Annotated in this window: 16 protein-coding genes and 1 pseudogene; 4 read left to right on the top strand and 13 right to left on the bottom strand. The window is 44.8% G+C overall.

Going from position 1 to position 20,272, the window contains the following annotated elements:
• The first annotated feature begins 21 nt into the window (after positions 1-21).
• On the top strand, positions 22-1,236 hold the full coding sequence (locus RLO19_RS29200) for a bifunctional sterol desaturase/short chain dehydrogenase (protein ID WP_446361032.1): 1,215 nt from the start codon (positions 22-24) through the stop codon (positions 1,234-1,236).
• Positions 1,237-1,329: 93 nt separating this feature from the next.
• Here the strand turns inward: RLO19_RS29200 and RLO19_RS29195 are convergent, their stop codons facing one another.
• The 10 genes from RLO19_RS29195 to galE all read right to left on the bottom strand — a co-directional run bounded on the left by RLO19_RS29195 (position 1,330) and on the right by galE (position 13,639).
• Entirely contained in the window at positions 1,330-2,610 is a 1,281-nt protein-coding gene (locus tag RLO19_RS29195) for a glycosyltransferase family 4 protein (RefSeq protein WP_446361030.1), read from the bottom strand.
• 163 nt (positions 2,611-2,773) lie between these two features.
• On the bottom strand, positions 2,774-3,253 hold the full coding sequence (locus RLO19_RS29190) for a GtrA family protein (RefSeq protein WP_446361028.1): 480 nt from the start codon (positions 3,251-3,253) through the stop codon (positions 2,774-2,776).
• A gap of 216 nt (positions 3,254-3,469) precedes the next feature.
• Positions 3,470-4,999 carry a glycosyltransferase family 39 protein gene (locus tag RLO19_RS29185; RefSeq protein ID WP_446361026.1) on the bottom strand — a complete coding sequence of 510 codons (1,530 nt, stop codon included), beginning with the start codon at positions 4,997-4,999 and terminating at the stop codon, positions 3,470-3,472.
• A 55-nt stretch (positions 5,000-5,054) separates the two neighbouring features.
• On the bottom strand, positions 5,055-5,807 hold the full coding sequence (locus RLO19_RS29180) for a class I SAM-dependent methyltransferase (protein ID WP_446361024.1): 753 nt from the start codon (positions 5,805-5,807) through the stop codon (positions 5,055-5,057).
• An 85-nt stretch (positions 5,808-5,892) separates the two neighbouring features.
• Positions 5,893-7,176, bottom strand: coding sequence for a glycosyltransferase family 2 protein (locus RLO19_RS29175; protein WP_446361022.1), 1,284 nt, complete (start codon positions 7,174-7,176; stop codon positions 5,893-5,895).
• Positions 7,177-7,203: 27 nt separating this feature from the next.
• On the bottom strand, positions 7,204-8,274 hold the full coding sequence (locus RLO19_RS29170; protein ID WP_446361020.1) for a glycosyltransferase family 2 protein: 1,071 nt from the start codon (positions 8,272-8,274) through the stop codon (positions 7,204-7,206).
• Positions 8,271-9,518, bottom strand: coding sequence for a glycosyltransferase family 2 protein (locus RLO19_RS29165; protein ID WP_446361018.1), 1,248 nt, complete (start codon positions 9,516-9,518; stop codon positions 8,271-8,273). The genes RLO19_RS29170 and RLO19_RS29165 overlap by 4 nt, the downstream gene beginning before the upstream one ends.
• A 16-nt stretch (positions 9,519-9,534) precedes the next feature.
• Entirely contained in the window at positions 9,535-11,268 is a 1,734-nt protein-coding gene (locus RLO19_RS29160) for an ABC transporter ATP-binding protein (protein WP_446361096.1), read from the bottom strand.
• A 101-nt stretch (positions 11,269-11,369) separates the two neighbouring features.
• Complete coding sequence (locus tag RLO19_RS29155) at positions 11,370-12,533, bottom strand: glycosyltransferase family 2 protein (protein WP_446361016.1); 1,164 nt, start codon at positions 12,531-12,533, stop codon at positions 11,370-11,372.
• 23 nt (positions 12,534-12,556) lie between these two features.
• Positions 12,557-13,639, bottom strand: a complete 1,083-nt coding sequence (galE, locus tag RLO19_RS29150) for a UDP-glucose 4-epimerase GalE (RefSeq protein WP_446361014.1) — start codon at positions 13,637-13,639, stop codon at positions 12,557-12,559.
• A 259-nt stretch (positions 13,640-13,898) separates the two neighbouring features.
• Between galE and RLO19_RS29145 the strand changes: the two genes are divergently transcribed.
• On the top strand, positions 13,899-16,433 hold the full coding sequence (locus RLO19_RS29145; protein ID WP_446361012.1) for an AAA-like domain-containing protein: 2,535 nt from the start codon (positions 13,899-13,901) through the stop codon (positions 16,431-16,433).
• Between the two features lie 44 nt (positions 16,434-16,477).
• On the opposite strand, the gene RLO19_RS29140 is transcribed toward RLO19_RS29145, so the two are convergent.
• Both RLO19_RS29140 and RLO19_RS29135 read right to left on the bottom strand, forming a co-directional pair.
• Entirely contained in the window at positions 16,478-17,374 is an 897-nt protein-coding gene (locus RLO19_RS29140; protein ID WP_446361010.1) for an alpha/beta fold hydrolase, read from the bottom strand.
• A gap of 172 nt (positions 17,375-17,546) precedes the next feature.
• A pseudogene (locus RLO19_RS29135) lies at positions 17,547-17,930 on the bottom strand (DNA methyltransferase); the annotation flags it as partial.
• Between the two features lie 328 nt (positions 17,931-18,258).
• On the opposite strand from RLO19_RS29135, the gene clpS reads away from it, so the two are divergent.
• Both clpS and RLO19_RS29125 read left to right on the top strand, forming a co-directional pair.
• Positions 18,259-18,546, top strand: coding sequence for an ATP-dependent Clp protease adapter ClpS (clpS, locus tag RLO19_RS29130; RefSeq protein WP_446361008.1), 288 nt, complete (start codon positions 18,259-18,261; stop codon positions 18,544-18,546).
• 22 nt (positions 18,547-18,568) lie between these two features.
• The gene (locus tag RLO19_RS29125; protein ID WP_446361006.1) at positions 18,569-19,387 is read left to right on the top strand and encodes a CPBP family intramembrane glutamic endopeptidase; all 819 of its coding nucleotides are present in this window, start codon (positions 18,569-18,571) and stop codon (positions 19,385-19,387) included.
• On the opposite strand, the gene iscB is transcribed toward RLO19_RS29125, so the two are convergent.
• On the bottom strand, positions 19,276-20,272 hold a 997-nt coding region (gene iscB, locus RLO19_RS29120; RefSeq protein ID WP_446361004.1), incomplete at its 5' end, for an RNA-guided endonuclease IscB. The genes RLO19_RS29125 and iscB overlap by 112 nt on opposite strands.

Genomic DNA, 20,272 nt, shown 5'->3' with positions numbered 1-20,272 from the left:
GGGTGAGGATCTAGCTTGGGTATGATGTCTTTTGTGACTACAGCAGCATGGGGACTGGGTTCTGTCCTCTGGGTGGAACTAATCCGCGATTTTTATCACATCCTGTCCCATCATTGGACGCCCTTATATCGGTTGCATGTCTGGCACCATCGGGTGTTCAAACCGGATTTAACGTCGGTTAGTGAGCAAATTTATCGCCAAGCTCATTGGTACAATGATTTACCGGAATCCCTGGTCATGTTGCTGTTTAGCCTCCTGCTGTGGGGGGTAGCTTATATCTGGAGTGAACCCCATTGGGTGGCATTGGCAGGTGTTGTCTATACCTTAAGCTTTTTAGTCGGTGCGATCGCGCGAGGGAGTGGACTCTCCGGTGCGGATGAATTAACCGACTTAACTCATCGTCCGGGACAATTCTTTACTCCTCCCTCGAACTGGATGGTAAATCGCCCCTATCATTGGCGACATCACTTTGATAACCAAAAGGCTTATTATTGTGGCACATTGACCTTCGTCGATAAACTTATGGGTACCGCGCTATCCCTGAAAGGCAAAACTGTCGCCGTTACCGGGGCGTCTGGCACACTGGGGCGATCGCTGTTGTATCATTTGCACCAACGAGGGGCTAAAGTTATCGCATTAACCTCAAAGTCAGACCCGATCATTTTAACGGCAGAGGGCGAACCGCTATCGGTAAAAACGATAACTTGGCAGGTGGGAAACGAATCTGACTTAAAGGCTGAGTTAGAATCGATTGATATTCTGATCCTCAATCATGGGATTAACGTCCATGGGGAGAGAACCGCTGACGCGATCGCGAAATCTTATGAGGTGAATACATTCTCCAGTTGGCGGTTATTAGAATTATTTTTGCAGACCGTTCGCACCAATCAAGATATTGCCCGCAAGGAAGTGTGGGTCAATACCTCAGAAGCCGAAGTCAGTCCAGCCGTCAGTCCTCTGTATGAATTAAGCAAACGGGCATTAGGGGATTTAGTCACATTACGCCGCTTAGATGCGCCTTGTGTGATCCGCAAACTGATTTTAGGACCGTTTAAGAGTAATCTCAATCCCATTGGCGTCATGTCTGCTGATTGGGTGGCACAACAAATTATCAACTTAGCGGTTCGAGATGTCCGGAATATTATCGTCACGATTAATCCGCTAACGTTTTTAGCCTTTCCGATTAAAGAGTTTTTTGTCAGTCTGTATTTCCGACTCTTTAGTCACAAGGGATAGGGAAGCAGGGGTGTAGGGGCGGGTTTTACAGATAACTCATGGCTACACACGGATAACTGAACTAAACCCGCCCTTCTCTGGGAAGCATCGCATTTAGGATAGGTTTGAGCTATCACTAAAAAGGAAATCGCGCAATTGCTTGCCTACTGCCTCTAGAGAAAAGCTAGTTTCTACTCGATGTCGGGCATGTTTCCCTAACTCACACCGCCAAGCTGGATCATCGAGAACTCGACCCAGAGCCAGTGCTAGGGCGGTTGCGTCTTCGCGAGGGACAATCAGTCCCCCTGATAACTCACCATTCTCCAGAATATCAGGTACACCAGGCGCATCAGTAGCCACGACGGGTAAACCACAAGCCATGGCTTCTAGAGGGGCAACGGGGAAACCTTCATGGCGAGAGGGGAGAGTGTAGAGGTCAGCTGCAGCCAGATAGTTACGGATAGCCGTGCGGTCAAGGATGTACTCATTGATCCAAATTACACCGGGTAAGTGCATTTGTGAAATCCGTTGACGCAGTTGATCCGCATCGCTACCCGTGCCAACCAGCAGTAGCCGCAAGTCCCGTTCTCGGCGGTGGTGACAAACCTGTTCCCAAGCCGTGGTTAGGATATCGAGTCCCTTACGACGCAGGTCAATTCGCCCATGCCAAACCACCACCTCAGCCTCTGGTGGGATTCCTAGGGTTGCTCTGGTGGTCACGCGATCGCTCTCATCCCATATACTCAGGTCTAAGGGGTTGAAAATCTGGGCTATCTTGCTCGAAGGTACACCATACCGAGACTGCACTCGCTGGACTTCAGTCTGGGTGGCGACAATTAAACCAGCGCAAGCTTGCATGGAGAATGGACGCAGGGGACGTTCCAGGCGACTCATCTGGAAGTCTCCCCCCTGAAACGTGGCAAATACGGGTAAGCCGATTAATTGCCCTAACAGTACACACATATCAAAGCGAGCATATTCGTATTCTTGACATAAAATCGCCTGACAGCCTTCCTGGCGTAGTTCGTGGGCGAGTATCCTCAAGGGCGTGGCTAGGTAAGGGGCAATGTCTCGCAGTACGGCTGATAACAGGTAACTCACACCTCGAACCATGGGGCGGTGAATGGCGCGATAGCTTTTAGGGGCAGGCAGTACACAGATCGTCGCACCTGTTGGGAAATGGGTATAGCGTGTCGGTGTATTAACCTGGGCTGAAATGCAGAATAATACCGTCCGCACGCCAGCCAATCGCAAGGCATCTATGTAGCCGAACATCCAGCCCCCTGTCATTTCCTGACAGAATCCCTCAAAGGAGATGCCAATACTGTCGAGAAAGTCTTCAATTAGATCGCCCCAATGCAGTAATGCGATCGCGGGTTTGGGCTGGATGTTCATCACTGGAGTTTAGACTACGAGGAAGGATATCAGTCTGTGTTGAGTGTATTAATCAGCCTGGGTGCGCTCGCCGTAACCAACTGGAGTTTAGACTATGATGGCAGTGAACACCAAGTTTTAGTGCGCCCCATAAAACTTGTAAGAATTAGGTCGGCGTTTATAATTACTTTTTAAAAATTATTTTATCACAAGCGAAGTAATTTAATATTGATCCGATGAGAATTCCCATTAAAGTGTTAATTACATAATGAACGCCTAACCAATCTACTATAGGAAAAATTAGAAAACTGCGAAGACTTATAGCAATCCCTGATGAAATATGAAACAGAGGAATTTCTCTACCTAAAACGTCTCTAAGTCTCCAAGTTCCTCCTGACCAAACCCAAATCTTATAGACAAAGAAAGTGAATATCAATGAAACTTCAATAGCTAAGACATTGGCAAAATTACGCAGAACAGGTGTATTAAGTCCTAACCCCTCGATTAGGATATAAATAAGTATAACGTTGAAAGCGGCTGTGATCCCACCGCAAAAAAGAAATCTAACTATCTTGTTTTGGAAAACTTTTCTCAAAATTGAGATGAATCCTAAAAGTCTTAAGTTTATTTTGTGTATCAAGTTATCAATATATGATTTATACAAGACTATCTCCTTAATTATTTTTTTACTAAATTGGTTGCATAATTAACTTCACCTATTAACTCTAAAATTAGCTTAATTCGTCGGCAAGATTAATTTAATTCTATGTCCAGCGCTGTACATTTTGGGTAAATATTTCTTTCAATAGCTTTTTTCATGGGTATTGTTCATTTCTGATCCTCTTTCATTAACTATCAAAAAAATATAACAAACATAAAACTACTTTTTCAAATGCCATAACCCCCTATACTGATTAAAACGCTTTACATTATAATCGTATTTTTGTTCAATCTCCTTGGCTAATACTTGAGACGTGTTAAATAAAAAAATATCTGTGTAATCATTAGGAATATTGGGTGTGTTTGGCTCAACCAGTAATAGCAATTTAACTTTAGCATCAAGCAAATAGCTGATAGAAAATAATTCACCAGGATTTAGGTAGTAGTCTGTACTACTAATTAAAAGAGGATGATTTTTTTTGTTAATAATGAAAGCTATTGGGAGATTATCGTTACTGAATTCCTTGTTCCATGCTGTTTTTTGCGGCAAATTTATGGCACAAGAAATAATTTCTATTGAAATCAGCATTGCTGTTATTACTTTCCAAAATTTCTGTTGAAAAAGATGAATCGAGGTAATCTTCGTACTAAGAAGATAACCTACAGCCAATTGCACCGATAAATAAGTCGGAATTAAATAACGATTGACTGTAGTTCTGCGTCCGCCAAAGATTAAGTCGGGTAGTAATAGCAGCAGTAATGGAATTCCACCTAATGCCAATAAAAATAACCAGATTTTCCGATCTAATTTTTTCACTAAAAAGTAAACTGAATATCCAATTAAGATTAAAACAGGCGGAGCGACAATAATTAAAGGATTATCGACTTTTTGGAAATCAAAGAAAATTCGCGTCAAATCCCCCAGCCAATTTTTGACTAAAAATGACCCAGATACTTCTTTTGCTGTCCAGCTTACCCCATTGGTATTACGTAAATTAATCAACCACGGCACAAAAGAAAGAACTGCTAATAGGGTACTTACCCAATAAGCCATCAGATTTCGACTGAGGCGAAATCCTTCAATGAGAAAGACATAGACACCGTATGCTAGCACAACCAATAAGGAAATTGAATGAGAGTAGAGTGCCAGAGATAGGGTGACTCCATAAATTATCCAACTTTGCTTAGTCTGACATTTTATGGCTCTAAGTAGCGCTGCACTGGATAACAAAATGGTAACTGTCCATAAACTATACTGCCGTGCTTCTTGAGCATATAATACATGAAAAGGTGATAGGGCGATTAGAGCAACGGCTATCCAGGCTGTTAACGATGACTTGAATAACTCTCGGCACAACCAGTAGGCACTGGGAAAAATGAGCAAACTAATGACAGCAGATAAACTTCTTATCCCGGTTATTGAGTCACCGAATCCCTGCACCCATAATCGTGCCATGGCGTAATAAAGAGGGGGGTGTTGGGGATCTTCTTCGGCAAGGCGTTTGACTGTATCAACGACACCCCGTTCAGAATTAATCCGTTGGTACTTATGCAACTCTTCGATGCTAATTACCTCACCTGTAAAGACACCCTGAGTTAATTCCTTAAGGGAGTAACCAGAAAGCCGTAAAGATGTGTAAGTTTCATCATGCCAGTAAATTTTTTGATCGAGATTGGCGAAGCGAAAGAATATACCCAGAACTAATAAGGCAATGATTAAAAAGCGGAGTATGTTGGGCGTAAATTTCATACAAATAGATAGACACCATTGATGGCAATAATACTTAATTAAAGGTTATAATTTTTTAAATCAACTCTGCCCCGTTCTGCCAAGCAGATGCAGTTTCTGTACCTTTAGCTTCAGGCTTGTGTTGGACGTAACTTAACCAAGTAATGGGACTGAGTAAGGCGCAAAGGAACTCACGATTAAGAGGTGATAAATGAGAGAAGGCGATATCATGGCAAATCACAGTGACTGGATTAATAAAAGTAGCATAGCTTTGACAGGGTAAACCAATCAGATTCTTCAGTTCATCTAACGTGTAGCCACGGCGTACATGTCCCCATTCAGCCATGACATCAGTATCACTAGGGCAGATAGGTTTCATAAATCCATAGTAAGGAAACCGCCAATTTTCGTTGGGAGTGCTGACTAAGAGAAAACCACCTGTTCGCAGCACTCGCCGTGCCTCTGATACAGCTTTTTCGTGCTGCGGAATATGTTCTAAAACATCAAACATAGTGACAGCATCAAATGAATCATCGTTGAAAGGTAGCCCCGTTGCGTCTCCACAAACAAAGCGGACTCGTTCTTGTTGATTGCAGGGCGCTTGGGAATATTCAGTATTAAGATCCAGGTTGGTGACTTTTGCTTGGGGGTATAACAGAGCCGTGAGACCACTCTGACCCCCACCGACTTCGAGAATTTCTCTAAAATTTTGCTCTGGAGCAATGCGATGAATAGCACGCATTTTTTCTCTGTAAAAAAAGCCCTGAGTTAGGGGACGGGAAAAAGGATTTTTCGATAAAAAATGATTGAGTGGTGCTTTATTTGTCATGGGTGAGGGGTTGATACTTATGATTTTCTGTAAAGAGCCTAATCTAGAGTAAGCCTCAATGAAACTAAAAAAAGCTTTGCCCCTTTCACACTTGGACTCGATTTTGTAAATAAAACTTGATTCCGGCTAAGCACCCTAAAATTTCTGTGACTAAGGTTTTGTGCCTGGAACTAAAGCCTCTGAGGATACCGCCTAATAATACCTTGGCGTAATATCCCGGTAAAATGACAAATAAGCGAATCAAGTTCCCCCAATGTCCATATCGGGCGAATTGAACTAACAGAGCAACAACATGTCCCCGCATGTATTGATACATCTGCTGTTTATAACGCTCAAGTTCTTTGCGGTGGTAGTGGAAAACCACTGCTGTTGGTTCGTAACGACAAAGCCAACCTTCAGCTAAGACTCGATACCAAAATTCCGAATCCTCACTACAGCCAGATGCTCCCGCCCCTAAGCGTTCATCAAAGTTGCCAACTTGATCAAAAATATGGCGACGAAACGCCATATTAGCACCTGCACCGATGCGCCATACGGGAACACCCAGAGGTTGAATTGACTCAAAAAAATGTTGATCAAAGATGCGCTTTCGGTATCCCCAACTAAAGTTTCCGTGACCCGTTTCAAAGGTTAATTGAGATTCGGTTTCAAGTTCTCCGGGTAAGACTAATCCCGTCACCGCCATTACTTGAGGATTCTCAAAGCCTTGCTGAATTCGACGAATCCAGTTCGGATGAACGGCGACATCATCATCAGTGAACGCAATAATCGTTCCTGTACTGTGGCGAATGCCTGTATTACGCGCTACACTCAGACCCGGACGCGGTTCTAGTATGTAGCGAACACCAGGTATTTGGGAAACCACTTCCCTTGTTGCCTCTGTAGCGGGTGCGTTGTCTACGACAATAATTTCCTGGGGAGGCTGTGATAAACTTTGGAGCGATCGCAAACATTTTTCTAATTGCTCTGGACGGTCTCGGGTACAAATTACAACGGAAACCGTTTCACCGTCAGATTCTTTTGATAAACATTCATCAAGTCTCTCTAGAGGGCAGTCTAATGCTAATAAAGTATAAAAATCTGGGGGTATAGCTGGCGGCTGGTGTACGGGATGCTCCGATAGCGCCGCTTTAAACCCTTGAGGCAAAAGCCGATCGCCAACGGCAGGTGTAATCGTTTGTACAATTAGATTGGTCAGTTCCGTAGCACTCATCGGTAACTGGTCAACTGAAATCGCGCGATCGCCCAGGGGAATGCCATGCCACCAAAACACTAGATACAGTCCCTGATAGTCCGGTTCAGCCGATAATGCTGGGATGACTTCACTTAACTCAAGGTGGAAAATTTTCCAAGGAATAAACGTACTCATACAATCTACTGCTTAATTCACTTGTGATTAATTTCCGGTAACATCCTGGCAACTGACGACGTTTTCACGATTCAATGTCAACATTGAACGGCATTTGCGCCCCAGCAAGCTGATTCCTTCAAAGCAAAGCACACGAATCATCCAGCGCCAAATTCTGGCAGAACGACTGCACTTGAGTGCTTCTTGAAGTTGGGATACAGTGGCGTCTAGATTGCCAGTAGCGAGGAGATTTCCTGCCGTTTCTACTGCCCAACCCGCATAAGTTTCTCTCGCCTGACTGGTCAATTTGTAAGCGACGGTAGGCGGCAGATAGTCAGGTAGATAGGATTCTATAATTTCTACCGCTTTACGCATATCTTGAACCAGCTTGTTGGTTTTGACAGAACGTTCCGTTAGCGAACCCAGTCGCTTGACTCGATAGACAGCCAGAGGCTCAACTTCAAACCAAATAGGGTACTCCGTCGCTATTCTCACCCACATTTCCCAGTCCTCCCCGCAGCATGAAAAACGGCGGTCAAACCCACCCAGTTTTTCGTAAACATCCCGCTTAACCACGATTGAGGGTGTGGTTATCCGTTGTCCGGCAGCAATCTGTTCTAACCAATTCGGTACAATGCCACTTTCCGGTTTTTCGAGGTGGGAAATGCTTTGCCAGTGTCCGTATTCGTCCATATAAATATGGCGACAGAACGCCGCACCAATGTCTGAATTTTCCTCAAAAGCCCTTTGAAGTTTACAATAGAAGCCATGCCGCACATAATCGTCACCATGGAGGATGTGGATTAACTTACCACGCGATCGCTCTAAGCAGGTTTCAAAATTGCGGATATAGCCAACATTTTCTGGTTGTCTGTAAAAATGCACTCGACCTTGACCCAGTTCCTTTACTACCGCTTCTGGATCATCCTGGGTAGAATGGTCATCAATCACCTCAATCTCCATCACCTCTGATCCTGGGTCTTGAGCCAACACACTTGCCAAGGTTTCCCGCAGATATTCAGCACAATTATAACTAGGAATCATCACCGACCACAAAGGGCGCTGTTCTCCCTCTGGTATCGGTAAAATTGTTGCTCGATAAGGATGTTGCTCACTCATAGCTCATTGGGATCATTACCGGATAATTTGATAAATTGCTGCTTAATCTGCTCAATACGCCTCTGTGAACGAGGATATTCTCCCAACAGTCCCACAACACCACCCCAGAGTTCGGCGAGAATCATTCCCGGCGGTAAAGGATGAAGCCCTATCAAACTCTCTGCAAACTGGCGCAATTGGTCTTGAAACCACCATCCGACCAATAAGCGAAATCTTAAACCCATGGAGATGTCTTGCTGGTAAGACTTAACCACAAATGCCATAAAACCTAACCCCCACGTCCAATACTGATGGCGGAGTTTTGCCAGTTCCCGACGGTGTTGGTGAAACACCAGGTATTGAGGTTCGTACACTAAAGGATATCCTGCCCGAACTACGCGGTAAAAGATATCCAAATCCCCGCCACCTGGAAGCGGTGCGCCTGTATCTAACGCCTCATCAAAGCCACCCAGTTTGAGTAAAACCTCCCGGCGAAACGCCATGTTGCATCCCGCACCAAAAATTCCGGCTCCACAGGGATAGAGGGGATTGCCGGGTAAAATTTGTCCATGGCGGATTTTCTCAAAACCGCGCCGAAATCCGCCCCTTTTTTCAAACAGAATTTGTGCCTCTGTGACCAACTCATAAGGCAGAACCAACCCAGTAAACCCACCCGCATCGGGATTTTCTGCCCAAGCTTCTACCAGTCCATTGAACCATTGACGGTCTACAATTACATCATCATCAAGGTATGCCAGAAGTTCGCCCGTCGCCTCTTGCAAAGCACGATTGCGAGCAAAATCTAGACCGGCTTTCGGTTCCCTGGTATAGCACACGGTCGGTAATGTGTCAATTAAATCTTTGGTGCGCTCATCAGACGGTGCATTATCCACCACTAAAATTTCAAAACGAGGAGAACCGTCTGATAGTTGTAGCTTAAGTAAAGACTCCAGACATCTTGCCACATTATCGGGACGGTCTTTCGTACAAATCGCCACTGTTAGGGAGGGAAACTGCTCTGAATTCCCAGGAGAAACCAACTCCTCTCGGATACTTTCCTGAAGCAGCTTTGTGCCAATTTCCCGACTCAGGAGTGGCGCTAAATCTTCGGGAGTCATTACGCTGTTTGGCGGGAGTTCTTGCATCACCAAACCGATGGGTCTGTCTTTACGGCGCAGTACCAAAGCGATACCCGTTTCGTCCTCCTTTGTGTGGAGGGTGGGTAGGGGTTGAGTGACTTCCAAATCAATGATGGAGTAGGACATGAGTCTGGTTTGAGGGTCAAGCTGGAGAATGGTGATATTGCAGTCGGTGGAGTTTGGCAAAGAGTCCGTTGAGTTGGAGAAGCTGCTGGAGATTCCCCAACTCAACCACCTGTCCATTCTCCATCACAATAATCTGGTCAGCTTTTTCGATAGTGGACAGGCGATGGGCGATGACAATGACGGTACGGTTATGGCTAAAGGTATTCAGCGCTTCTTGAATTAAGTGTTCTGAAATCGTGTCTAGGGCGTTGGTTGCTTCATCTAGAATCAGAATTTCTGGATTCCGGATAATCGCACGGGCAAGGGCGATGCGCTGTCGCTGACCCCCGGAGAGCCGAATTCCTCGATCGCCAACTTTGGTCTCGTAGCCCTGAGGGAGTTGCATGATAAACTCATGGGCATTGGCTTGTTTGGCGGCGGCAATTACCTCTGCTTCTGTTGCGTCTAAGCGACCATAGGCAATGTTCTCCCTGATGGTATTACTGAAAATATAAATGTCCTGACTGACGATTGCCAGATGACGACGCCAAGATGGTAAATCTAATTCTTTTAAGGGGTGATTGTCTACATAAATTTCGCCTTCAGTAACCTCATAAAAACGGCAAATTAGGTTAACTAGGGTAGACTTCCCCGCACCGGAAGGACCCACAAAAGCGGTGGTTTTTCCACGGGGAATTGAGATGGAGATATTATGTAATGCTGGTTTATCGTGGGGATTGTAGCGGAAGCTAACGGAGTCTAAGGAAATAGCCTGCTGCAACCCGGAAAACGTCAGATTGCCAGAGCGGATGTAGGGCTTGTCCGAGGGTTCCAGAAAGTACATTACATCATCCACTGAACTCGCTAACATCAGCAACTTAACGCGATTGCCACCGAGCAGTTGCATCTGCGGCTGGAGTCGGTAAAGAATGAACAGAAAGGTCAGCAGGGTAGGTAATGCAGTTCTATCTTGCAGCAACGCAATCACCATAATGCTCAACACGAGCAATGCCGAAAGCACCTCATAGAGGGGATTCACTGACGCCGATAGAGTATCGAGCTTCATAAAGATATTACGGACTTGCTCAGACGCCTGATCAAACTGCTTTTGCTCGTAAGGTTCTTGTCCAAATGCTCTAATGGTTCTCATCCCTGCCAACCCTTCATACATTCGTCTTCCCAGGGCGGCATTCACTTGTACTGCCTTTTGTCCCAAAACTTTGGACTGGCGCGTCACAAACTGGATAATTAGGGAAATCAAAAGCATGATCCCGCCCACTAATAGCGTCAACTGCCAGGAAATTAGCAGGAGTAAGGTGACATAGACAAAGGTAGTACAGGAACTTACGATCAGGTTGACCAATACCCCTAGTGCTTCACTGGTGCGCCATGTCTCAGTTGCCAATGTATTGAGTAATTTGCCAGAATCTTTGGTTTCTAAGAAGCTGTAGCTGACGCTTAATAACTGATCGAAAATACGAGAGCGCAACCGATGACTGATGCGCGAATTTAACCATGCCAAGAGAACCGAGTTACCGTAGGTTAAGCCATTTTTCATTACAATAGCGCCAAAGATAAATAGGGGAATAACGACTAGGCGCTGACTGGTAGGAACGGTACTGAGGACTTGGTTTAGAAAGCCGATTAAAGCATTGTCACTGACTGTTGGGTTGGAGGTTTGAGACAAGTTCTGTAGAAAAGGAATGAACAAGCTAACCCCCAATCCTTCCGAAACTGAAGATAAAATTCCCAGGGTAACAATTGCCGGAATTGCCCAAGGGTAAATTTTTAGCAGTAGGAGCAGCCTTTTAATAATTTTTTCCTCTTCAATCGATGTTCTTCAGTAGTCACTTGATCCCAAAAAATACCTTTTTAATTCAATACTGACTTTTTAATTGTTTCATACTTCAGCTTAAGTTTCGGAGCTTGGGTAAGCTTAGGAATGAAATAGTGAAAGGCATCGCCAACTAAGACCTTGAGCTTGATCGCCCTTTCTTTGCGTTTTATGTCATCAAGAGTCATTCTATTTTTTATCTCTTTTGACTTGAACGACTGGTTTTCCGCAACCCCCACTTTCGCTCTCACAAGCTGAAGGACTAACCCTAAAATGCTTTGGAGAGCCAATAAATAAAACCCCAGCCGTAAGTAGGGTGTGACGAAATCTGATTTTATTGCTTGCCCTAGCCAAAATAGAGTTGTTTGATGGTCTTTAAAATAATGACTTTGATGGGCAAAGTAAATATATAAACTGCTACTCGAAAATCCATAGAGAGCTGTGGGTATTTCGGGATGTCTTTGTCGTACAGCTTGCATTACTAAATGGTGTGACTTTGCCATTTGAGTAGAATCACGGGACATACTGTTGGTAATTTTGCGATAACCAATCAGAAAGTCTGGGACAACGCGAAATTGACAAACTTCAGCGATTCTCAGATAAATATCCCAATCTTCACATCCTTGAGCCGCCTGTTCTTTCAATTGGCAGTTATATCCTCCAACTTGCTGTAAACAATCTCGACGAATCATGGAGGCGCTCGCATTGCCGATAAAATTGTGACCGACTAGGGTGACGTAAACCTCTCCCTCAATTTTGGCGGCACGAAATATACCCGTGGGGACATCATCTTGATCAATATCCACAGACCAAGAATAGACTAATCCTACCGAGGGATCGGATTCAAGAAAACATTGGACTTGCTTTTCAATATTTTCGGGATACCAAATATCATCCGCATCAATGGGAGCAATGAATTCTCCTTGAGACTTTTCAATGCCTAAATTCCGGGCGGCGGCGACTCCGGCATTTTTCTGTTGCAACAAGACTACCCGTTTATCTTGTTGTGCAATGGATTTAATAATCTCAGGGGTTCTGTCTTGGGAACCATCATCGACGACTAAAACCTCCAGGTTCTGATACGTCTGAGATAGAACGGATTTTAGTGTCTTCTCAATAAAGGCTTCGGCGTTATAAGCTGGAATAATAACCGAAACCAGGGGTAAGGTAGAAGCTACGCGATCGCGGTTCGGGGTGATCATAAATTTTTGGGTTGCTGCTGAAACTATAAATATGCCCCAGATGCGCTAAGGCAAGGCTGAACCATTTGTTTCGCTCGCCAACCGTGGCGTTGTTGATGCCAATGCCAAGCATGGGTGATCATATCCTTAAGCTCTGGGTATAGGGGCTGCCAACCTAAAACCTGCTTGGCTTTTTCTCCAGTGCTGACTAGCACAGGGGGATCTCCAGGGCGGCGAGGGCATTCGATCACGGGGATTGGTTGTTGAGTTACTGTCTGGGCGGTTTCAATCACTTGTTTGACGGAGAAACCTTTGCCACTACCCAGGTTAAAAATTTCACTTTCATCAGTTTGCAATAGTCGAGCTAATCCTAGCAAGTGCGCCTGGGCGATATCGCTAACATGAACATAGTCTCGAATACAAGTACCATCTGGGGTGGGATAATCGGTGCCAAACACGGAAATGGATTCTCGCCAACCGAGGGCGCTAAACAACACGGAGGGAATCAGGTGGGGTTCTGGAGTATGATCTTCTCCCAAGCGTCCCGCCGGATCTGCCCCAGCGGCATTGAAGAAGCGGAAACAGATATACTTTAACCCATAAGCCGCCTCAAAATCAGCCAGCATTTTCTCGACCATCAATTTACTACTACCGTAGGGATTGATGGGATTTTGTGGTTGTTCTTCCGTAATGGGTAATGACTGCGGGATGCCATAAGTGGCACAAGTGGATGAAAAGACTAACTTTTTCACCGAAGCCGCCACCATCGCCTCCAAGAGCGTCAGGGTTCCCGCCACATTGTTACGGTAATACTTGGCTGGGTTGGTGAAGGATTCCCCCACATAGGCACAGGCGGCAAAGTGGATAACCCCTGTGATAGAGTGAGTGGCAAATACCCGATCAAGTAAGGCGCGATCGCTGATACTCCCCTCAATTAAGGGAACCTGCAAAACATTGGTCACGAAATCTCGATGTCCGCAGGTTAGATTATCCAAAATAACAACCTGATAACCCGCCTCCTTTAAGGCTTGCACGGTATGAGAGCCGATATATCCGGCTCCCCCTGTAACCAGGAGGGTTGGTGTCTTTTGAGATGCAGTTGCCCAGGTTTTATAGGTTTGGTACACTCGGTTTTGAGCTAGAAGTATTATAGATTTGTATTCTTATAGACTTGTATCATGCAATTAGGTGTTAGTTGATACATAAGGGACTAGTTTATAAAGTCTTCACACTAATCCCCAAATTATCTGGTTATTATGAAGATTTCATAAAGTTAATTCATTGAGTGTGGTGTATAAGTTATCAGTTCTGGGAAATAGAACAATTTAGGATACAATCCTGTCAGAGGTAAATTCCGTATTTTCACCGACACCCCAGGTGCGTCCCATGATTGCCGTCCAAAACTCAGTCTATGAGTATCAAGTTGGGGGTTGTCTACCCATTGATGCTCCCACTTACGTCGTTCGACAAGCTGACAATCAACTCTACGAAGCGCTCAAAGCCGGCGAGTTTTGTTATGTCCTTAACGCTCGCCAGATGGGAAAATCGAGCTTACGGGTTCGCACAATGCAGCGCCTGAACCAGGTGGGGTTTGCTTGCACGGCGGTTGACTTGAGTGCGATCGGATGCCAAAATATTACTCTAGAACAGTGGTATGCCGGGATTGTTTACACCTTAGCCAGCAGCTTCGATCTCATGGATGCTGGTGAATTGGAAACCTGGTGGTCTACTCGCCAGACTCTTTCTATTGTGCAACGTTTTAGAACGTTTATCGATGAGGTTTTACTCCGAGCAATTCCTCATAATTTGGTGATTTTTTTTGATGAAATCGATAGCGTTCTCCGCTTACACTTCCCCGTTGATGATTTTTTTGCCTCGATCAAATCCTGCTATAATCAGCGCAGCAACAATCCCAACTATAAACGCCTCGCCTTTGCTCTCCTCGGTGTCGCCACACCTTCAGATCTAATTCAAGATAAATACCGCAGCACTCCATTCAATATCGGTCAAGCCATTGAACTTTCGGGTTTTCAGCTAGAAGACGTTCACCCCTTGGTGCAGGGATTAGTGGGAAAAGTCAGTCATCCTGATGTGATTATCCAAGAAATTTTAACTTGGACAGGAGGTCAACCTTTTCTCACTCAAAAGCTATGTAAATTAGTCCATCAATATGTCGAGAAGCAAGGTTTAAATAAAACCTGGGAGACGCGACAACCTAGCCTGCTACAGAGACTTTATCCCGCCAGAAATGTTCAAGCTAAAATCTCAGATTGGGTAGAACAACTGATTCAAAATCAAGTGATTAAAAATTGGGAGGCTTTTGATGAACCTGAACATTTAAGAACTATCCACAATCGCTTGAGCAAAGGTGGACAGAGTAATCCGGAAATTATTGATCTCTATCAGCAAATTTTACAACGTGGACAAATCGCGGCTGATGAAAGTCGCTCAAAAATGGAATTGCGGTTGACCGGAGTAGTGGTCAAGCAAAATGGCAAATTACGAGTCTATAACCAGATTTACCAGTCTGTCTTTAATCAACAGTGGGTTCAGCAGAACTTTCCTAATCTACCTCAACCTGTTTACGTTCTGAAAACGGATAACAAGGCGGATAAGCCGGACTTAGACATCCTCTCTAGTGTGGAAGTAGAACTCATCTACAATCACTTAATCGACTGTGTACAACGGGAGTCTCCGGCTCAGTTGATTGAGCGTTTCCGTCAATTGTTCATCCATGGTAATGGCTATCCTGAACCGACAATTTTAGCAGCACTCTACGTAATCACGGCGTCTAAACAGGCTGAAGAAAAGTTTAAAAATATTCTCTATCGCTGCTGTCACATCCTGGTGAACCGTTGGCAAATGACGCCTAAACAAAATGTCGCGATCGCACATTTACTGGGTCTGTTCCAAAGCTCCTACCAGCCTACCTCTAGCCGCTTGCGACAACTCGTGAAAACCTTTATCGACTCCGAAGAATATCGCACTTTAAAACGTCTTGTGAAAGTAGTCGATGATTCAGTACCAAGTTTGATCGACTTGGAAGAGTATCGAGTCTTAGAATCTCTGGGTGAAGTAGTCGATGATTCAGCAAAGGGAGAGGAGGATTCTACACCGAAACCGAAAAAGTTAGCTCACTTAATTGGTCATTATCCCTTCTTATTCTCTTATTGTTTATTGAGTCAAGGCTGTTCCGAGGAAACCCAGCAAACCATCAAAAAACTGCAAGGGGAAAAACAGCAACGATTAGAGGACGAACTTTTGCAGTACGCTACTTATCTAGTTGAGGGAACTACATCCTCAGCTACAAATAGAGAGCAATTGATGAACAATCCCACTCTATTGAATGATGAGGAATTGTATCTAGCACTGCAACAGTTTGGCGGAAAAGCTGAAAATTCATATACGTACCGTGAGTTGGCTCAAGACTTTCTTCACCAAACTTGCCGAACTCCATCTTATTCCCTGTTTAAAGAAAATTTATATCAGTATCTAGTTACGTCGATCGATCCGAGCTATGGGCAACACAACTTTTATCGATTATTGAATAAACACCTAACGAATACGCTAACTGAATGTAACAATCATAAAGTTGACACTTCTTTGATTGGAAAAACATGCAGCCAGTTATTTGATTTGCTCGTTGTGGAAAGTAGGGAAAAACCCCAACATTATTGGTTTTGTGATTTAGTCGATAATCTGGGTTCTCTAAAAATGACAGTTTTACTGCTCAAAATTGTCCTATTGTCTCCCCAGTTGATTCGCCCTGACCTTGAAAGACGCTTGGCTATTTTATTTAATCATTACGAATCAACACCGATTGAAGAGATTCTCTATTTAGTTAAATCGATGGAAAATTTAAACGTTGCGTTTATTGTTAATTTTGGCGTCAGAGATTTTTCATGGCTGAACCAGTATTAAATAGGAATTATGAATTTACTGTTCCCTGACGAATGACAAAATCTTTAGCAATTTTTAATCACCCAAGACTTTAATCGTTCATTCACTTGGTCGGGAACCTCATCATGGGGACAATGACCGGCTTGGAGATAGTATTCTGTCAGTTGAGGATAATACTGACGAAACTTTGCTCCCCGTTCTTTGGCATTCATCCAGGGATCACTTTCTCCCCATAAGAGTAAGAGGGGACAGCGTAAACTGGCAAGCAGCACATCGATTTTTTCCCCTTGGGGCGATTTGAAGACTGAAGCAAAGACTTTATGCGCTCCGCGATCGCACGAGGGGCGATAGATATCCTCTACCAGTTGGTCAGTAATAGCGCTGTGATCTAAATAGACTTGCTTGAGGGTTCTGCGAATAATTGCCCGTCGCCGCAGGTACTGAAACAATAGGAAACTCGCCCAGGGTTGCAATAGGAGACTTCGCGTCATGCTCTTAAACCCCTTTCGCCCTGAATTCGCGGACTCTGGAACCTTCGTATCGGTAAAAGGACCCGCACTATTAAGCAATACCACTCCCGCCGCAGAATCAGGACGTTGCGCCGCGACACATAGCGCACAATAGCCACCTAAAGAGTTTCCTGCCAACACCACAGGCTGACCAATCACCTGGGTGATAAAATCATGCAACTGGTCTCGCCACAAATCACCACTATATTGCCAGTCCGGTTTAGCCGATCGTCCAAACCCTAATAAATCAATTGCCCAAACTTCAAAGTCTTTTTGGAGTTCAGCAATATTCTTGCGCCAGTGATCCGTCGATGCACCAAATCCATGGATAAGTAACAGAGGGGGGTGTTGCGATCGCCTCTCACCCGCTTTGACGTAGTAAATCGACTGTCCTCGCCATTGCCAGTAGATGCCAGGAATGGTTGCTGTTGCTGCAACGGGGGTCGCCTGCATGGTTCTCGATAATGTTAAGTAACGTTAACTAATATAGCGTAAGCGTTAAGAAATAGGATCACTATGTAAAGGTGTAGGGGCGGGTTTCACTACTATCTCTTCGGTTGTACCCAGATGCGACTAAACCCGCCCTGATAGGCAGGTTTCGTGATTTCTCGTGAAAAGTCAGGGATTACCCAAGCGTTAACTGCTGGTGTTTTTGAGAATCAGCGGATATTTGCACATCAACTTTCTCAGTCGATTTTTGCAGATGCGGCGACACGTTCAACGTCGCTAACTGAGGAATGGCGGTGCGACTCATCTGATAATAGTCTGTATATCGCTCAATCCCGATACAGCAAACGCCTACAGATTCTGCGGCGGCGACTGTCGAACCTGAACCCATAAAGGGGTCAATCAGAATACCTTCACCTAAGGGTAAAACAGCATGAACAACTTGGCGTAAAAACGACTGGGGTTTTAAACTAGGGTGATTCGCAATCTCCCGTTCTTGGCGCGGAGTTCGTTCACTAAAAATAACATCATTAAATGGATTACCATCCGGTGTTCGTCGAATTGAGACAGAAAAGCATTACGACTCCATGAATGCTGTTGTCCGGCATCTGCGCCAGCCAATCGAAGCAGTCTGCATGCAGGATTAAGCAGCTACCTATGGTTTCTGAGTTGTAGTTGAACGCCAGATTATGCATTATTTTACGTTATTTAGTCATACATCAACACTATAAGGATTGTGGAATTGAGTCAAGATTCGGCTATCTCTACTCGCCAAATCGGGTGATTGGTCTGATAATTGTTGAGTAATATAAAGAAAAAGCTAAAATGGGGGACTGTACCCCAGCAACTATTTTTTTGTAAACACTAGAACGAGAGGGAGAAGCCTAGCCGTGTCTGTGGAAACGATTGAGAAGCGTTCAACATCAACTGTTCGGAAACCCGCACCTCGCTATCGTGTTTTGCTCCACAATGATGATTTCAACCCGATGGAATATGTGGTGCAAGCCTTGATACAGACGGTACCGAGTTTGACTCAGCCGCAAGCGGTCAATATTATGATGGAAGCCCACAACTCAGGAATTGCTCTAGTCATTACCTGCGCTATGGAACATGCCGAGTTTTACTGTGAAACCTTGAAGAATCATGGCTTAACCAGTACGATTGAACCGGATGAATAGGGAGAGTTAAGCCCTGAACATTTTGAGACTGAACCTCCCGAAATTAGCTCAATACCCAGCACCTGTGCGGCTGGGTTTGTTTGTTGTTATCCTAGGGCTATTTTGGTTACCGTTAGCTGCGCCAATCTACCTTTTAGTCGATGATCCAAACCTAGTTACTATTCTAACGATGGCGCTATTGTTTGGGGAATTTCTCGGGCTACTAAAAGTTTGGGGGCGCTCAGTTTATAGAGAACCTCAACTGTTAAAACAGTATGGGTTGTACTCCTCTCGGCGCAATGGGATAGACTTGCTCAATGGGTTAAGTATTGGTCTAGTTTTTACCCTAGGCTTGTTTGCGTTAGAGGGGGGATTAGGATGGCTAAACTTTCAACCTCCCCCGGAACAACTGGGGCGGATTATTTTAGAAGGATTGGTTAGCGCTCTGGGTATTGGCTTAGCAGAGGAGTTAGTATTTCGGGGTTGGTTACTGGATGAGTTGGAGCGAGACTATTCTCCTAAACTATCCCTTTGGGCAGATGCGCTAATTTTTGCTACGCTGCATTTTCTCAAACCCATCGCAGAAATTATTCGCACGTTACCGGGATTTCCAGGGTTAGTGCTGTTGGGATTAACCTTAGTTTGGGCAAAGCGAGGACAAGGGCGTTTGGGTTTACCCATTGGTTTACATGGGGGGTTGGTTTGGGGCTATTACATCATTAATGTGGGACAACTGGTGCAGTATTCGGGTCAAGTTTCTCCCTGGATAACCGGAGTCGATGGTAACCCGATCGCGGGATTTATGGGGTTAGCTTTCTTGATGGTGTTAGCTTTGGGGATCAGGGCGCGGTTTATCAAATAAGCGATCGCTATTCCTCTAATCGCTCGCATCAATGGACATTTCTTTCCTTTGTGGACATAAGTATAACCGTCAGCTTTCCAGATTGGCTCGAAATACTTCCAGTTGATGCTTTGCAGTTTCCCTTTTGCTGTAGTCAAGTCAAAGACTCGACCAGCTCTCACTGTCACTCGCCCAATGTGCGTTCCTTGATTTTTCCCGGTGGGGACAATGGCGCGGACAATATCGCCTGTCTTAAATCCATGAAACTCTTTGGTGCGAGTTCTCACGCTATGACTGCCATCTTTTTTTCGGCGTGGGAAGCCAAATTTATTGATTTGTGCCATTTGCCTCCTCCCATGTCCCGTTGCCTCGATTACCAAGGGATTAATATTTCGAGTTATTAAATTCTCTCTTGTTGATTGTCCTACGCTTGCAGCATCAAGCCAATGGGTTTTCGGTAAACCTAAGCGGGTGCGGTTGAACTTTGTCATTCCACCTGTCCCCGTTTCAACTGGTAAACCCGTAGCTGTTAGCTGATGATACAGTACCCATCGGGTGGAGTTGACGGCAGCCGCGTCCAATTGGGGACGTTTGGCGAAAGCTAATATCCGCTGTAAAATATCCGGTTTTTTCTTCAAAAATTGTTCAATCGGTCGGGTTCCTTTTTTCACGTTGCATGGTTGACAAGCCAAACACAGGTTAGAAACCCGATTACTGCCACCTTTAGCTTTAGGGTGGATATGTTCAATCTGCAAAGGAACGCCAGAAGCTCCACAGTAAGCACATTGGCGATTCCACTTAGTTAGCAGATACTCGCGGACTTCGTAACCAAACAGCTCTCCCTGCTGATACTCGATACCAGCTATTTCCGGGTTATTGAGTCGCTGAGTATCGAACCGTACCAGT

The organism is Coleofasciculus sp. G2-EDA-02 (genome assembly GCF_040226375.1).
Classification (GTDB): domain Bacteria; phylum Cyanobacteriota; class Cyanobacteriia; order Cyanobacteriales; family Coleofasciculaceae; genus Coleofasciculus.
The sequence above is the reverse complement of the archived record's forward strand: the minus strand, read 5'-3'. Positions and strand labels throughout refer to the sequence as shown.